Genomic DNA, 15,268 nt, shown 5'->3' on the forward strand with positions numbered 1-15,268 from the left:
GTTCTTACAAGATATTTACTTTTAGACTGGAAAAAATATGTTAAACCAAGTTTCAAATACATTACTGACACCAAGTAATCTTTCAACTAAAGCATTGCTCAATATTTTCGATATGATGTCGCATCGTAATATTGACTATGCTGATTTGTATTTTCAACTTAGCCAAGATGAAAGTTGGGTATTAGAAGATGGCATTATAAAAGAAGGCGGTTTTCATATCGATCGTGGTGTTGGCGTGCGGGCAGTTTCTGGTGAGAAAACAGGCTTTGCTTATTCTGATCAAATTAATCTTGCTTCTTTGCAGCAATGTGCGGAGGCGGTAAAGGGGATTGCGCAAGTAAAACAGGGAAATTTGATTTCGCCATCCGCTTTTAATGTTGTAAATCCTATTGCTCGTTATGCAGCGATTAATCCTTTGGAAAGTTTGACTAAAGAGAAAAAAATTGAGCTATTACATTTAGTTGATCGTACAGCACGCGCGGAAGACCATCGAGTAACCCGCGTATCAGCAAGTCTTAGTTCCGTTTATGAGGAAATATTAGTCATGGCGACGGATGGTACGTTAGCTGCAGATATTCGTCCTTTAGTTCGCTTATCTATTTCCGTTTTAGTTGAAGAAAATGGCAAACGTGAGCGAGGCAGTTGTGGTTCAGGTGGGCGTTTCGGTTTAGATTGGTTCTTTGAAGTGATTGATGGCGATATTAGAGCAGTACGATTTGCTAAAGAAGCGGTTCGTCAAGCTTTAGTAAACCTTAGTGCAGTTGCAGCACCTGCAGGATTAATGCCAGTTGTATTAGGTGCGGGTTGGCCAGGTGTGTTGTTACATGAGGCTGTTGGGCACGGTTTAGAAGGGGATTTTAACCGTAAAGAAAGTTCACTTTTCACAGGTAAGATTGGTGAGCAAGTGACTTCACCGTTATGTACGATTGTGGATGATGGCACGATTGAAAATCGTCGAGGATCATTGACTATTGATGATGAAGGTGTGCCAAGCCAGTGCAATGTACTCATCAAAGACGGGATTTTGCAAGGTTATATGCAAGATAAAATGAATGCCCGTTTGATGGGCGTAGCACCTACGGGGAATGGTCGTCGCGAGTCTTATGCTCATTTACCAATGCCTAGAATGACTAACACCTATATGCTTGCGGGCCAAAGTCAGTTTGATGATTTGATTGCTTCTGTAGAACAGGGCATTTATGCACCGCACTTTGGTGGCGGTCAAGTGGATATTACGTCTGGTAAATTTGTATTTTCTACTTCAGAAGCTTATTTAATTGAAAAAGGAAAAATCACGAAACCTGTGAAGGGAGCAACTTTAATTGGCAGTGGTATTGAGGTGATGCAAAAGATTTCTATGGTTGCAGATAAATCAGAACTTGATTTAGGTATCGGAGTTTGTGGTAAAGAGGGACAAAGCGTGCCGGTTGGTGTTGGACAGCCCGCACTAAAAATTGATGAAATTACCGTCGGTGGTACAAATTAAACCAAAATTGTGCAAAAGATCACAAAAATTCCATTAGAATTGGATTTTTACTGGCAATTTTATTCAAATTTTGATAGCCTCTACAAAATTTTATTTCTTTTAATTATTTGAAATTATGCTGAAAAGAATTTTAGTTATTATCGGTTTAGCGACCCTCGCAACCGCTTGTTCTAATGGTCCACGAACGGTAAATCATCAGGTTATTTCAGAAAGTGATGATGCCCAATTAACTGGTTTGATTAGTAATTTAGAAAAAGGTAATCGAACAGGCGTTTTTCACAAAGTGAGAACAAACCGCTCCTCGGCTTTGATGGGCGATAAGGCTCTCGCTAGTGTTTATAATGAATGGGTTGGCACTCGCTATCGTATGGGAGGTACAACTAAACGTGGTATTGATTGTTCTGCATTTATGCAAACAACTTTTTCTGAAGTTTTTGGTATTGAATTGCCTCGTTCTACGGCTGAACAGCGTCATTTAGGTAGAAAAATTAATAAATCAGAACTTAAAAAAGGCGATTTAGTTTTCTTCCGTAAAAATAATCACGTTGGTGTTTATATTGGTAATAACCAATTTATGCACGCAAGTACAGGTCAAGGTGTGACGATAAGTTCCCTTGATGAAGAATATTGGGCTAGAACTTACACTCAATCGCGTCGCATTATGTAATGAAAAAGAAAACCGAACATTAAGTTCGGTTTTTTTGATCGGTTTATTGATAAAAATTCCCTCTTTTAGTCGAGGGGATTTTTATTATTCTTTAAATTCTTCCATCATCTCTTGCGCTTTTTTCACCATATCTTGTGAACCCACAAATAATGGAACACGTTCATGAAGTGCGGTTGGTTCGATATCTAAAATTCGGCGATAACCATCTGTTGCGACACCACCAGCTTGCTCCGCTAAAAATGCAATTGGATTGCCTTCATATAATAAACGGAGCTTTCCATTTGGATAGTTGGTTGCACTTGGGTAAATATAAATACCGCCTTTTAATAAATTGCGGTGGAAGTCTGCTACAAGTGAACCAATATAGCGAGAGGCGTAAGGGCGATTGGTTGCTTTATCTTCTTCTTGGCAATATTTAATATATTTTTTCACACCTTGCGGGAATTTAAGGTATTGTCCTTCATTGATGGAATAAATACGCCCCGTTTTTGGCATTTGCATGTTTTCGTGAGAAAGACAGAATGTACCGATTGATGGATCATAAGTAAACCCATTTACTCCGTTACCAGTGGTATATACCAACATAGTTGATGAACCATAAACAATATAACCCGCGGCAACTTGTTTATTCCCTGGTTGTAAGAAATCTTCTAAGGTGACAGGTGTGCCAATTGGAGATACGCGACGATAAATGGAGAAAATTGTACCGACGGATACGTTTACATCAATATTTGAAGAACCATCAAGGGGATCCGTTAAAATAATGTATTTTGCATTGCGTCCACGTTCTGTATCAAACGCGATAAAACTTTCTTCTTCTTCAGAGGCAAACCCAGCCACTTCTTCACGCGCCATTAATGCCGCTTTCATCGTGTTATGGGCGAATAAATCAAGTTTCATTTGACTTTCGCCTTGTACGTTCTCAACACCAGATTGGCCGAGAATATTTGTTAAGCCTGCTTTATTAATATCTCGGTGAATAATTTTCGCTAAAAGACGAATTGACGACAAAATACCACTCAATTCCCCTTTTGCATTTGGGTATTCTGCTTGGCGTTCAACGATAAATTCACTCAATGTTTTCATAATTTTCCTTTTAGTTTTTCATAATGCGTAAGTCAATTATAGGGAGTTTGGAGTGTAAACTCTAATAGCAGATTATCAGAATGGGATCTTTATCACAAAAATTTCACATTTATTGCTGTAATTTTTAGAAACTATCATTTATTTGTTAATTAATTCTGGAGCGATTTTGTGAATTTGCGCTCCAAATAAACTTGAGCTACCATAACCGCACTTTATTAAGCCAAAAGGTAAAAAATGAAAATCGCATTAGGCATTGAGTATAACGGGCAAAATTATTATGGTTGGCAGAGACAAGAAAAAGTCCGTAGCGTACAAGAAGAATTAGAAAAGGCACTTTCTTGTATTGCGAATGAAAAAATTGAAATATTTTGTGCTGGCAGAACGGATTCTGGTGTGAGTGGAACGGGGCAGGTTGTTCATTTTGAAACCAATGCGGTTCGCCCAGAGAAGGCTTGGGCTTTTGGCACTAATGCTCATTTACCCGATGACATTGCGGTGGCTTGGGCAAAACAAGTAGATGATGAATTTCATGCGAGATTTTCCGCAATAGCACGCCGTTACCGCTATATTCTTTATTGTAATAAATTACGCTCTGCGATTTTAGCGGGAGGAATGACCCATTGCCATTTAGATTTAGATGCTGAAAAAATGCATCAGGCAGGGCAATGTTTATTAGGGGAACATGATTTTTCCTCTTTCCGTGCTGCACAATGCCAGTCTCATACGCCTTGGCGTAATGTGCATCATTTGAATGTGTCTCGTATCGGAAAATATATTATTGTTGATATTCAGGCGAATGCTTTTGTGCATCATATGGTGCGCAATATCGTGGGAAGTTTGATTGAGGTTGGCGCTGGAAATCAGCCGATTGAATGGATGCAATGGCTACTTGAGCAGAAAAATCGTCAGCTTGCCGCACCAACAGCAAAACCCGATGGATTGTATTTGGTTGATGTGATTTATCCGCAGAAGTTTGATATTCCTAAACGCCCAATTGGTCCTTTATTTTTAGAGGATGGTTTATTAAATCGTACTTTGAAGTAAAGCGTAATTTCATGTTTTAAATAATCATATCTGAAAATATTCTTCATAAAAAAAGACCGTACTTTAAAAGTGCGGTCAATCTTAAGTGAATTTTATATTAATTTTGATATTCCATAATTCACTAAAAATCCACCAATCACTAGCCATAAATAAATCAGAGTTCCTAAAACAAGCGGTTTTAATCCTGCTTTCTTGATTGCGCTTGCTTGCGTCGTTAATCCAAGGGCAGCCATCGCTGAAATTAATAAGAAAGAATCGATTTCAACGAATAATTTCACAAGTTCTTTTGGTAATAAATCAAAAGAATTAAAAATGGCAACGCCAATAAAAAGTACAGCAAACCAAGGAATTGTAATTTTGTGTGACGTATTTTCTGATACTGTATCACTATGTGTTAATAACCAAGAAAGCATTAATAAAAATGGTGCGAGCATCATTACTCGGATCATTTTGGTAATGACGGCGGTATTTGCTACGATAGGATCAATATTTCCCCCGATCGCATAAACTTGAGCCACTTCATGCACGCTAGAGCCAACATAAATGCCGAATTGATGAGCGTTAATTAAATCTTGTGACCAGGTGTAGAAAAATGGATAAGTAAAAATAGAAAGCGTCCCGAAAATGACCACTACGGCAATCGCCACTGAAACTTTATGAGATTCTGCTTTGGTAACAGGCTCTGCCGCCATAACCGCTGCTGCACCACAAATGCTGCAACCTGCTCCAGTGAGATAAACCAATTGTTTATCCATTTTTAGATAACGAATGCCCAAAAGTGCGGTAAGAAAAAAGGTTGAAATTAGCATAATCGCATCAGTGAGGACAGCATTTAATCCAACATCGGCGATATCGCCAAAGGTGAGGCGAAAACCATACAGCACAATGCCGGTGCGAAGAAGAGGACCTTTCGCAAATAATACACCTTTTTCCACTTGTGCAGAAAATTGAGGATAAATGGTATTGCCGATTGCCATTCCCAGCAAAATGGCAATAATTAAGGCACTGATATGATAGCGATGAGAAAAATCGGTACTTCCTAAGTAGCTAGCAAGTACAGCGATAACCGCGATAAATATAAGTCCGAAATAAAAGGGACGAGTATTCATTTTTTATTTCCTTAGTTAGTATGAGTTTTCTTTACCCAGGCACTTTCATCCAAAATTTTTCCAAAATAACTTTCCACTAAACGCCCAGTTACATCTGTTTGAGGATCGGTAAATAGCGTTTTAGGCGTACCGCTCTTTATCATTTTCCCTTTATCCATCACGATGACTGTGTCTGCGATATGTTTAATCACACCGAGGTCTTGGCCTACATAAATGTAAGAGATACCTAAACGTTGCTGCAAATCAAGGGTTAAATTTAGTAGTTGAATACGCACTGAAGCATCCAGATTGCCAAGTGCATCATCTATAATAATTATTTCAGGTTCTAAAATCAGCGCGCGTGCCAAAGCGACACGCTGTTTTTGGCTGATCGAAAGATTTTTGATTTTTAGATTAGTGTAATCAGGGTAAAGCCCTACAAGTAACAGTGTTTCAAAGATTTTTTGATTGCGACGTTCTTCATCCCAATCTGTTGCTAAACGTAGCGGCGCATCTAATGCCTCACCGATGTTTAAGCGAGGATTAAACGCTGAATTCGCATCTTGGAACACCATTCGAATATGTTGCGCGCGGTATTGAAAATCCTCGAATTGCAATTCATGATCGTTAAATAAAATTCTGCCAGAAGTGGGCTGAGTAATGCCCGCGATCATTTTTACTAACGTTGATTTCCCCGAACCATTTTTGCCGATAATTGCTAAGGTTTGTTGGCGCTCAAGAGAAAAACTTACATTTTCTACCGCATTAAAGTCACTCGTACCAAATAAACGCTTGCGACCTTTGAAGGTTTTCGTTAAATCTTCTACTTGTAATAACGGCATTATTCATTTCCTTTGCTTGCAAGTGTTAATGGTGTACTCGTAGCTTTTTCTTTGAAGGTTTTCTCGCGTAAATTAATTGGATAATGGCAAGAAAATTCATGTTGTTTTATTTTGAATCGAGTTGGTTTTTCAATACATTTTTTCTGTGCAAAAGGGCAACGAGGACCAAGACGGCAACCAATAGGCATTTGTTCTAAAATTGGTACGGTACCTTCTAAGGTGCTTAGTTTGCTTTTAAATCCTAAGGGCTGCGTAAAATCTGGCACGGCATAAATCAATGCTTGCGTGTAAGGATGATGAGGACTTTCAAGCAACATTTGTGTTGGACCCGATTCCGTATTTTGCCCGCAATAGAGTACAGAAATCTGATCGCACCATTCACTAATACTTCTGATGTCATTGCTAGCCAATAAAACGGTTGTACCTTGGTTTTTGTTCATACTCGAAAGTAATCGAAATACCTGTAATGCTGTTGTTGCTTCTAATGCATTAGTCGGTTCATCGGCAATGAGCAAGCGGGGCTGGTTTGCCACTGCGATAGCAATCATGACTTTTTGTCCTTCACCTTCCGTTAATTCATTAGGATAGCTTGCCATGATATCTTTGTGTTCTTTTATTCCTACACGATGCAATAATTCAATGGCACGGCGTTTTTTCCAACCAAACCATTGCCACCATTTTCCTTTAAATGTCCAATTCGGGATATTTTGGATTAATTGTTTACCAATTTTCCGACTTGGATCAAGACAAGAAAGGGGATCTTGGAAAATCATGGATATTTCTTTACCCACTAACTTTCGACGTTTATTAGGACTGAGTTTTAGTAACTCTACATCATGAAAACGAAAGCGATCTGCGGTAATAATCCAGTTTTCTTTGATGGCATTACAAATTACTTTGGCGATTAAACTTTTACCAGAACCTGATTCGCCAACAAGCCCACAAATTTCTCCTTCATTAATCGATAAGTTTACGCCGTCCACAATCTTAACGAGGCCGTTTGAGGTTTGTATTTCGATATTTAGGTTACGGATGTCTAGTAGTGCCATAAATTATTCGTAATATTGGTTGATAGCTTTAGTTAAGCCATTGCTAAAAATAATGCTTAATAAAATGGTAAAAATAATTGCAAAGCCAGGGAGTAATACCGTCCAAGGTGCAAGATAGAGGAGTTCTAAAGAATCTCGAATCATTGCGCCCCATTCTGGGGTTGGTCGCTGTGCGCCAAGGGAAATAAAACTCAAGGCGCTAATATCCAATATGGCGACAACAAATGCGCGAGCAATTTCTTGAACATAGATTACGGTGATATTAGGCAAAATGGTACTTTTTAATAACTCCCAGTTGGAAATGCCTTCAAGTTTTAACATCAGCACGTAATCTTTTTTCAATTCTTGTTGAATGGCTCGATAAATTGCATGGATGAAATAGGGCAATATCGCTAAAAGTGTTGCGAACATTGCGTTCAATAAACTCGGCTCCATCAGAGTGGAAATCACGATGGCAATGAGCAAAATAGGGAGCGATAAAAAGGCATCGAAAATATGGCCGACAAAACGCGCTTTTAAGCCTTTCAGCATACCGGCAACAATGCCTAATGTTCCACCAATTAAGGCAACTGCAAGTACGACTAGCAATGATGATCCAATCGTGTAACTTGTGCCCATAATTAATCGGCTTAGCACATCACGGCCTAAATCATCAGTACCAAAGAAAAAGGCGATTTGGCCTTTTTCTACCCAAGATGGCGGCATTAATTCTTGCCCGACAAACTGCATATTATGAGCATAAGGCGCGATCCAACCGCTGAAAAGTGCGGTTAGAATTAACAACGTTAATAAATAAAAGCTGAACAACGCAACGGTATTTTTGCGAAATAGTAGCCATATTTGGAATATTGAGGTATTTTCTCGAAATTCTTCAGGTTCTTTATCTTGCATACCAACCTTTCTTTTTAAATGGATCGAGCACGAAAGTAAGCGCTTTAATGAAAGTGTCGATCAAAATAATGCAAACGCCAATAACAACTACACCCGCAGAAATACTATTGTAATCTTGTTGCGTTACGGCATCGATCAGCCAGCGACCAATTCCAGGCCAACCCAAAGCGGTTTCTACCAACATACATTGAGTTAATACTAGGGTAAACACGCGAGGTACTTGTGGAACAAGCAGAGGAAACGTATTACGGAATACATATTGATGGAGAATTTTCCATTTTGACCAACCCCGTGTTGTGGCAACTTTGGCAAAATTTTGGTTCAAAACATATTCTGCTCGTTGTTGAATAATTCGGATAATTTCCATTGTTGGCAAAATGCAAAGCACCAGTGTCGGTAAGGCTAAATGTTGCAAAACATTTTGTACAATTTTGGTGTGATAAGGCACATCTATAAACCAAACATCAATGACAGGGAAACCAGTAATCGGTTTTATTTCATAGAGTAAATTGTATTGCCCTATAGATGCAATTTCCCAATGATTTACCGCTGCGACATAAAGTAAAATCGGCGCGAGCCAAAATATCGGGATCGATAAACCAACATAAGATAAGCTTTTTAAACTTTTTGCAAAAATATGCTGAGAATTTACCGCACTTATAATGCCAAGCGGCACGCCGAGAATGAATGCCAATAAAAGTGCGGTAAAACAAAGCTCTAATGTGGGTGGAAGCACCGTTAGAATCAAATCTATCAGAGATTTTCCACCGTTATAAGTAATCCCAAAATCACCATGTAATAAGGTGCTTAAATAATTAAAATAACTGGTGTAAATATTGTGCGTGACGAGATCTGCATTAAGCGGATCTCGCAATAAAATCACAAAACTTAGCAAAGATAACACAAGCAAAAGCAAGGTTACCCAAAGGGTATGGCGAACAACAGACCACAACATTAGGGTTTCTCCTTGTGTAAGCGTAAGTCCGAAAAGTTAAGGCTACCGAACGGTGTCATTTCCACGCCTTTTACTTGGCTATTTGCCACCAAAATGCGTTTTACATTCGCAATAGGGATAATCGGCAATTCATGTAGAATCAGTTCTTGAGCATCATTATAAGCACGCGCCCGTTCAGATAAATTAGAGGTGGCAATCGCACGATCCATTAAATTATTAAATTCTTCGTTACACCAGTTAGATAAATTTGTGATTTCATTTTGCGTATTACAGCTCAAAATAGGGCGCATAAATCCGTCAGGATCAAGATTTCCTGCTAACCATCCCGCTAAAATTAAATCGTAATTTTCTGATTTATTACGAAGTTGCTCACTCAAAAATGTGCGTGTCACTGTCCGCACTTTTACTTTCACGCCGACTTGATCCAAATCGGATTTAATCATTTCCGCCATTTTAAAAGGGGCTGGGTTATACATTTGTTCTTCATTAATCACCCATAAATTGAGCGAAAGATGTTTATTTTCTAATTTTTTCTTCGCGACTTTTGGACTGTAATCAAAATCAAATTCTGGCGTGTTTACGCTAGAAGCCCAAGATACTTCAGGAATAATGTTATTCGCTACTGTCGCAGTATTGTGATAGATGTTGTGAATAATACGTGCTCGGTTCAAACTTTGTGAGATAGCTTCTCGAATGGTGCGATCCTGCATCAATGGTTTTTCAAAATTGAAAGCAAGATATGCCAAATTCATTCCGTCAGTGGATTGCATATAGTAGTGCTTATCATTGCTCTTTAATAAGCCAATTTGGCTCACTTCAGGATAAGACGCTATTTGACATTCATTATTGAAAAATTTGACGAGTCGCCCGTTTCTATCAGTAGATAAATCCACGATAATATTTTCAATTTTTGCTTCTTTTTTCCAATAGTTTTCGTTACGCACTAAGCGGACATATTGGTTATACACATAATCCTTTACTTGATAAGGTCCAGTGCCCACGGGGTGAGTATCTAATTGAGTGAGATTATCGTCAGTGCTTAATTGATAGGCATATTCTTGTGAAAAAATAATGGCATATTGGCTGGCAAGATGCGACAAGATCGATGAATCAGGCTCAAATAATTCAATTTTCACTTGGTAAGGCGAAAGTGCGGTCACTGATTTAATTTTTTCATTAAGCTTAATGCTATCAAAATAAGGAAAGCGAACTTTTCTTGCTTGCTCGTGAAACACTTTATATTGTGGGTTTTTATAGGTAATTGCTGTTTCTGCTAAGGTGGGCAAGTAAGTATCATGACCCAACACACGATTGATTGAAAATATTACATCTTCCGCATTAAAATCACGAGTTGGGGTAAACCAAGGCGTATGATGAAATTTCACCCCACGGCGTAAATTAATTAAAATTTCTTTGTTATCTGGTGAAATTGAATAGGATTGCGCGAGCACGGGCGTCACATTCGCACTATGGTTTTTTATTTCAAAAAGTTTGTTATAAATTTGCTCTGTGACGACATTCATACTGGTGCCAGCATCCGCAGTTTGTGGATTAAAAGAAAATCCGGAGGCATTAGTACAATAAGTTAGTCCGTTTTCTGTTAGGTGTTCTGGTACGCGCGGAGCCGCTTGAAGTTGAGAGTTCAAGCCAATACCAAATAGAAAACAGAAAAACGTAAGATTTTTGCGTAACATAACAAATGCATTGTGATAAATTATGTGCCAAATTGTAAGGCATATTAGTAAAAATGGCTAGGATATTGAATGTTTAATAGGGTTCAAAACGAAATCAATCAAATTATTAATCGTGGTTTTGACCGCACTTTGCGCTTGGCGGTAACAGGGTTAAGTCGGAGTGGAAAAACGGCGTTTATTACAAGTTTAATTAATCAACTTCTCTCTATTAATCAACATTCATCACAGCATTTGCCCTTGTTTGAAGCGGCTAGAAATGGTGCAATCTTGGCGGTGAAACGCGTATCCCAACAAGATCTCAGCGTGCCACGTTTTGATTATGAACGTAATTTAAATGATTTGTCACAAAATCCGCCTCAGTGGTTTCAATCTACTCGTGGCGTGAGTGAAACGCGTTTAGCAATTCGTTTTCAACGTCAATCTGGCTTGCTACGCCATTTGAAAGAACGAGGCACGCTTTATCTGGATATTTTTGATTATCCAGGGGAGTGGCTGCTCGATTTGCCGTTGTTAAATCTAGATTTTCAACAATGGTCACAAGAGCAAATCAAGGTTACAACTGGCATTCGAGAAGAATTGGCGCAGAATTGGTTTTCCATGTTGCAGGATTTGGATTTAAGTGCGGTCGCAAATGAAGATGTTTTGGCCAAGATAGCGAAAAGTTATACGGATTATTTACACCAATGTAAGTCGCAAGGTATGCAATTTATTCAGCCTGGGCGATTTGTGTTGCCGAGTGATTTAGAGGGCGCGCCCGCATTACAATTTTTCCCATTGATTCATCTTTCGGAAGAACAGTGGAAAACCTTGAAAAAAACAGCTGAATCGAATAGCTATTTTGCCGTGCTGACAACACGTTATAATTATTATCGCAATAAAATTGTGAAAGGTTTTTACAAAAATTATTTTTCTACCTTTGATCGCCAAGTGATTTTGGCGGATTGTTTAACGCCTTTAAATCACAGTCAGCAAGCCTTTTTAGATATGCAAATGGGCTTAAATCAGTTATTTAATAATTTCCATTATGGCAGCAGAAATTTTCTTCATCGTTTGTTTTCTCCGCGAATTGATCGATTAATGTTTGTTGCGACGAAAGCGGATCATATTACTCGTGATCAAATTCCTAATTTAGTGAGTTTAATGCGCCAAATTGTGCAAGAGGGGGGGCGACATGTGGAATTTGAAGGAATCGATACTGAATATACCGCCATTGCGGCTGTTCGTACCACAACGCAAGTGATTGTGAATCAGCAAGGAAAAGAAATAAAAGCAATTCAAGGGATTCGTTCTATTGATAAACAACCGATTACGCTTTATCCAGGAACGGTGCCGAGTAAATTACCAAGAACAGAATTTTGGCAAAAACAACCGTACTTTGATTTCGATAGTTTTGAACCTCAGCCTTTAGAACAAGGCGAAACTATTCCTCATTTGAGAATGGATGCAGTTTTACAATTTTTATTAAGTGATCGATTTGAATAAAAAGTGCGGAAAATTTTCCGCACTTTTTTCATCCTTCTAGCCCGTATTGCGCATCCCAGCTGCGATACCTGTGATGGTAATCATTAATGCTTGTTCCACATCGGGATTGACTTGCTCTGGATTTTCACGGAAACGGTGAAGCAATTCTACTTGCAGTAGATTGAGTGGATCCGTGTAGATATTACGCAATGCGATTGAATCTGCAATCCAAGGTAAATCAGACATCAATTCACTTTGGTGAGAAAGTGAAAGGACGGTTTGAATATCATCTTCAAGTTGCTTACGTAAATTTTCGCCTAAATACCAAAGTTCTTTTTTCACTAATCGTTGATCATATTGTTGGGAAAGCCAAGCATCTGATTTACTAAATACCATTTCCAACATTCCGATTCGCGTTGAAAAGAACGGCCAGTTTTCGCACATTTCATGAATAATATCGCCTTTGCCTTGTTCAATAATTTGACGAATAGCTGCACCAGCCCCTAACCAAGCGGGCAGCATTAAACGGTTTTGCATCCACGCAAAAATCCAAGGAATGGCGCGTAAACTTTCCACGCCGCCATTTGGATTACGTTTTGCAGGGCGAGAGCCAAGCGGCAGTTTGGAGAGTTCCTGTTCTGGTGTCGCACTACGGAAATAAGGAACAAAATCTTTATCACCACGAACCACGCCACGATAAATATCGCAAGAAATCGTGGAAAGCTCGTCCATTATAGTGCGCCATTCTGGTTTCGGTTCTGGTGGTGGTAAAAGATTTGCTTCTAAAATGGCGCTGGCGTAGAGATCAAAGGTTTCTACCGCTACAGCGGGTAAACCCAGTTTGAATCGAATCATTTCGCCTTGTTCTGTTACACGTAAACCATTTTTTAGTGAACGAGGTGGTTGAGAAAGTAATGCCGCATGTGCTGGCGCACCGCCACGACCAATGGTGCCACCACGTCCGTGGAATAAAGTGAGTTCAATGCCAAGTTTTTCAGTTAAATTCACTAAGGCTTCTTGTGCACGGTATTGCGCCCAAGAGGCAGCCATCATTCCTGCATCTTTTGCCGAATCCGAATAGCCAATCATCACCATTTGACGATTATTGATCACGCCACGATACCAACCCACATTGAAAAGTTGAGTCATCACTTTTTCGGCAGCATCTAAATCGTCTAAGGTTTCAAATAGCGGCACAACAGGAATGTGATATGGCACACCCGCTTCTTTTAAGAGTAAATGAACGGCTAAAACATCAGAGACACTGCGTGCCATCGAAATAACATAACACGCAATGACACCTTGTTTTTGTTGAGCAATGACTTTACAAGTATCTAAAATTTCTTGGGTTTCTGGCGATGGTGTCCAGTTTTGCGGAATCAATGGACGGCGTGAGCTTAATTCCCGAATTAAGAAAGCTTGTTTATCGTCTTCTGTCCATTGAGAGTAATCACCTAAACCAATATAGCGCGTGATTTCAGCAATCGCATCGGTGTGGCGAGTGCTTTCTTGGCGAATATCCATTTGAGAAAGTGTCACGCCAAAACAACTAATACGATGCAAAATATTCAACAATGAACCATTTGCAATAATGCGCATACCGCATTGAATTAAAGATTGATAACAATCGTAAAGCGGCTCCCAAAGTTGATTATCTTCTAAAATAATCTCGCTTTCAGATACGCGCGGTGTGCGATCTGATAGGAGATCATCAAAATAAGCTAATGTTGCCGTAAGCTGATTGCGTAAATTTTTCACCACAAAGCGATAGGGTTCTAAATGATCACCGTATTTAGCACGAAATTCATCGCTACATTTCACCATTGAAAGTTCATCGGCTAATTTGCTAATGTCTTGTAAGAATAAATCCGCTGCTTTCCAACGGGCAAAATAAAGCACTTTTTTAGTGATTTGTGCGGTGACAAACGGGTTTCCATCACGGTCGCCACCCATCCAAGAGGAAATGCGTACGGGTTTTAATCCCACCGGCAAATCGTAACCTAAAAATTCACGGGCGGTTTCGTTGAGTTGGCGTAAAAATTCTGGCACAGCTTGCCACAAACTGTTTTCTAACATCGCAAAGCCCCATTTGGCTTCATCAAATGGTGTTGGACGAACAGTACGAATTTCGTTGGTATGCCATGCTTCAGCGATTAAACGAAGTAATAGACGCTCAATAATATTGCGTTCTTTTTCCGTTAAATCATGGTGTTCTAGTTTGCTTAAACATTTGTTGATTTCAATATGCTTATGAATGAGTGAACGACGTGTTGTTTCTGTTGGGTGTGCGGTCAGAACAAGCTCAATTAATAATTTTTCGACGGTTTTATGCACGTCTTCCACTGAAGCATTTTGTTCTTTTAAGCGTTTGAAAAGTTCGCTTAAGGATTGAGAAGAACTTTGTGCAAGAGAATGTTCACGCGAAATTGTTTGATATTGTTCCGCAATGTTTGTGAGGTTTAAAAATTGGCTGAAAGCACGTGCGACAGGAATAATATTTTCATTAGAAATACTACCGAGCGTGTCGAGCAATTCTTGTCTTGCTTTATCATCACCCGCACGAGAATTACGAGACAGTTTACGAATATTTTCGATTAATTCGAGAATATCGGCACCTTGGGCATCGTTGATGGTTTCTCCGAGAAAACGCCCTAACATACTAATGTTATTGCGTAGAGTGCGGTACTCTTGTGTCATAGGAACTCCTAAAAGTAAAAAATAAAATTTGTAAGTTGGTGATAGATATAGCTAAAAACGGAAGATAGGGCAAATGCTATTCAAGGAAACCTTGAAGATAATCAAGAAAAGCTAAAAAATAGATAAAAAAGAACCGCACTTTTTATGGATTGTTTAAAAAGTGCGGTTTATTTTTAATAAGTTTGGGGCTGTACTAGATAACTAGATCTAAATCCCCTTAACTAATTGTTTTAAAATGGAAATTTGAGATTTTATTTCACTGTTGTTAAAACGCCATTCACATTCCTTTAAATATAGCTCAAAATGCT

At 39.0% G+C, this 15,268-nt stretch carries 12 protein-coding genes and 1 pseudogene; 4 read left to right on the forward strand and 9 right to left on the reverse strand.

Going from position 1 to position 15,268, the window contains the following annotated elements:
* Window positions 1–37 precede the first annotated feature (37 nt).
* Complete coding sequence (gene tldD / locus DV434_RS07485) at window positions 38–1,486, forward strand: metalloprotease TldD (protein ID WP_118785651.1); 1,449 nt, start codon at window positions 38–40, stop codon at window positions 1,484–1,486.
* Between the two features lie 115 nt (window positions 1,487–1,601).
* Complete coding sequence (locus DV434_RS07490) at window positions 1,602–2,153, forward strand: NlpC/P60 family protein (RefSeq protein WP_118785652.1); 552 nt, start codon at window positions 1,602–1,604, stop codon at window positions 2,151–2,153.
* Window positions 2,154–2,237: 84 nt separating this feature from the next.
* Here the strand turns inward: DV434_RS07490 and fbp are convergent, their stop codons facing one another.
* Window positions 2,238–3,239, reverse strand: coding sequence for a class 1 fructose-bisphosphatase (gene fbp, locus DV434_RS07495; RefSeq protein ID WP_118785653.1), 1,002 nt, complete (start codon window positions 3,237–3,239; stop codon window positions 2,238–2,240).
* 234 nt (window positions 3,240–3,473) lie between these two features.
* Between fbp and truA the strand changes: the two genes are divergently transcribed.
* Window positions 3,474–4,283, forward strand: coding sequence for a tRNA pseudouridine(38-40) synthase TruA (truA, locus tag DV434_RS07500; protein WP_118785654.1), 810 nt, complete (start codon window positions 3,474–3,476; stop codon window positions 4,281–4,283).
* Between the two features lie 92 nt (window positions 4,284–4,375).
* Here the strand turns inward: truA and DV434_RS07505 are convergent, their stop codons facing one another.
* The 6 genes from DV434_RS07505 to DV434_RS07530 are packed head-to-tail and all read right to left on the reverse strand — an operon-like array spanning window position 4,376 to window position 10,802.
* Window positions 4,376–5,392 (reverse strand): YeiH family protein, encoded by a 1,017-nt coding sequence (locus DV434_RS07505; protein WP_118785655.1) that lies wholly within the window; start codon window positions 5,390–5,392, stop codon window positions 4,376–4,378.
* 11 nt (window positions 5,393–5,403) lie between these two features.
* Entirely contained in the window at window positions 5,404–6,213 is an 810-nt protein-coding gene (locus DV434_RS07510; RefSeq protein ID WP_118785656.1) for a peptide ABC transporter ATP-binding protein, read from the reverse strand.
* Complete coding sequence (locus DV434_RS07515; protein WP_118785657.1) at window positions 6,213–7,262, reverse strand: peptide ABC transporter ATP-binding protein; 1,050 nt, start codon at window positions 7,260–7,262, stop codon at window positions 6,213–6,215. Before DV434_RS07515 ends, DV434_RS07510 begins: the two co-directional genes overlap by 1 nt.
* A 3-nt stretch (window positions 7,263–7,265) precedes the next feature.
* A complete protein-coding gene (locus tag DV434_RS07520; RefSeq protein WP_005635811.1) occupies window positions 7,266–8,153 on the reverse strand; it encodes an ABC transporter permease subunit in 888 nt (295 codons plus the stop codon).
* Window positions 8,143–9,108, reverse strand: coding sequence for an ABC transporter permease (locus DV434_RS07525; protein WP_118785658.1), 966 nt, complete (start codon window positions 9,106–9,108; stop codon window positions 8,143–8,145). The genes DV434_RS07520 and DV434_RS07525 overlap by 11 nt, the downstream gene beginning before the upstream one ends.
* Window positions 9,108–10,802: an ABC transporter substrate-binding protein gene (locus tag DV434_RS07530; protein WP_118785659.1), complete on the reverse strand. Its 1,695-nt coding sequence runs from the start codon at window positions 10,800–10,802 to the stop codon at window positions 9,108–9,110. Before DV434_RS07530 ends, DV434_RS07525 begins: the two co-directional genes overlap by 1 nt.
* A gap of 69 nt (window positions 10,803–10,871) precedes the next feature.
* Here DV434_RS07530 and DV434_RS07535 point away from each other — a divergent pair, with 69 nt between their 5' ends.
* Window positions 10,872–12,284, forward strand: a complete 1,413-nt coding sequence (locus DV434_RS07535; protein WP_118785660.1) for a YcjX family GTP-binding protein — start codon at window positions 10,872–10,874, stop codon at window positions 12,282–12,284.
* 36 nt (window positions 12,285–12,320) lie between these two features.
* On the opposite strand, the gene ppc is transcribed toward DV434_RS07535, so the two are convergent.
* Together ppc and DV434_RS07545 are read right to left on the reverse strand one after the other, a co-directional pair.
* Complete coding sequence (gene ppc, locus DV434_RS07540) at window positions 12,321–14,960, reverse strand: phosphoenolpyruvate carboxylase (protein ID WP_118785661.1); 2,640 nt, start codon at window positions 14,958–14,960, stop codon at window positions 12,321–12,323.
* A gap of 207 nt (window positions 14,961–15,167) precedes the next feature.
* Window positions 15,168–15,268 (reverse strand): annotated as a pseudogene (locus DV434_RS07545) (IS1595 family transposase); the annotation flags it as partial.

This window comes from Haemophilus haemolyticus, assembly GCF_003493685.1.
Classification (GTDB): domain Bacteria; phylum Pseudomonadota; class Gammaproteobacteria; order Enterobacterales; family Pasteurellaceae; genus Haemophilus; species Haemophilus haemolyticus_O.

Coding starts and splice junctions, on each gene's coding strand:
- DV434_RS07510 (WP_118785656.1), bottom strand. CDS start 6,213: ATGCCGTTATTACAAGTAGAAGATTTAACGAAAACCTTCAAAGGTCGC.
- DV434_RS07530 (WP_118785659.1), bottom strand. CDS start 10,802: ATGTTACGCAAAAATCTTACGTTTTTCTGTTTTCTATTTGGTATTGGC.
- truA (WP_118785654.1), top strand. CDS start 3,474: ATGAAAATCGCATTAGGCATTGAGTATAACGGGCAAAATTATTATGGT.
- ppc (WP_118785661.1), bottom strand. CDS start 14,960: ATGACACAAGAGTACCGCACTCTACGCAATAACATTAGTATGTTAGGG.
- DV434_RS07520 (WP_005635811.1), bottom strand. CDS start 8,153: ATGCAAGATAAAGAACCTGAAGAATTTCGAGAAAATACCTCAATATTC.
- DV434_RS07515 (WP_118785657.1), bottom strand. CDS start 7,262: ATGGCACTACTAGACATCCGTAACCTAAATATCGAAATACAAACCTCA.
- tldD (WP_118785651.1), top strand. CDS start 38: ATGTTAAACCAAGTTTCAAATACATTACTGACACCAAGTAATCTTTCA.
- DV434_RS07505 (WP_118785655.1), bottom strand. CDS start 5,392: ATGAATACTCGTCCCTTTTATTTCGGACTTATATTTATCGCGGTTATC.
- DV434_RS07535 (WP_118785660.1), top strand. CDS start 10,872: ATGTTTAATAGGGTTCAAAACGAAATCAATCAAATTATTAATCGTGGT.
- DV434_RS07490 (WP_118785652.1), top strand. CDS start 1,602: ATGCTGAAAAGAATTTTAGTTATTATCGGTTTAGCGACCCTCGCAACC.
- DV434_RS07525 (WP_118785658.1), bottom strand. CDS start 9,108: ATGTTGTGGTCTGTTGTTCGCCATACCCTTTGGGTAACCTTGCTTTTG.
- fbp (WP_118785653.1), bottom strand. CDS start 3,239: ATGAAAACATTGAGTGAATTTATCGTTGAACGCCAAGCAGAATACCCA.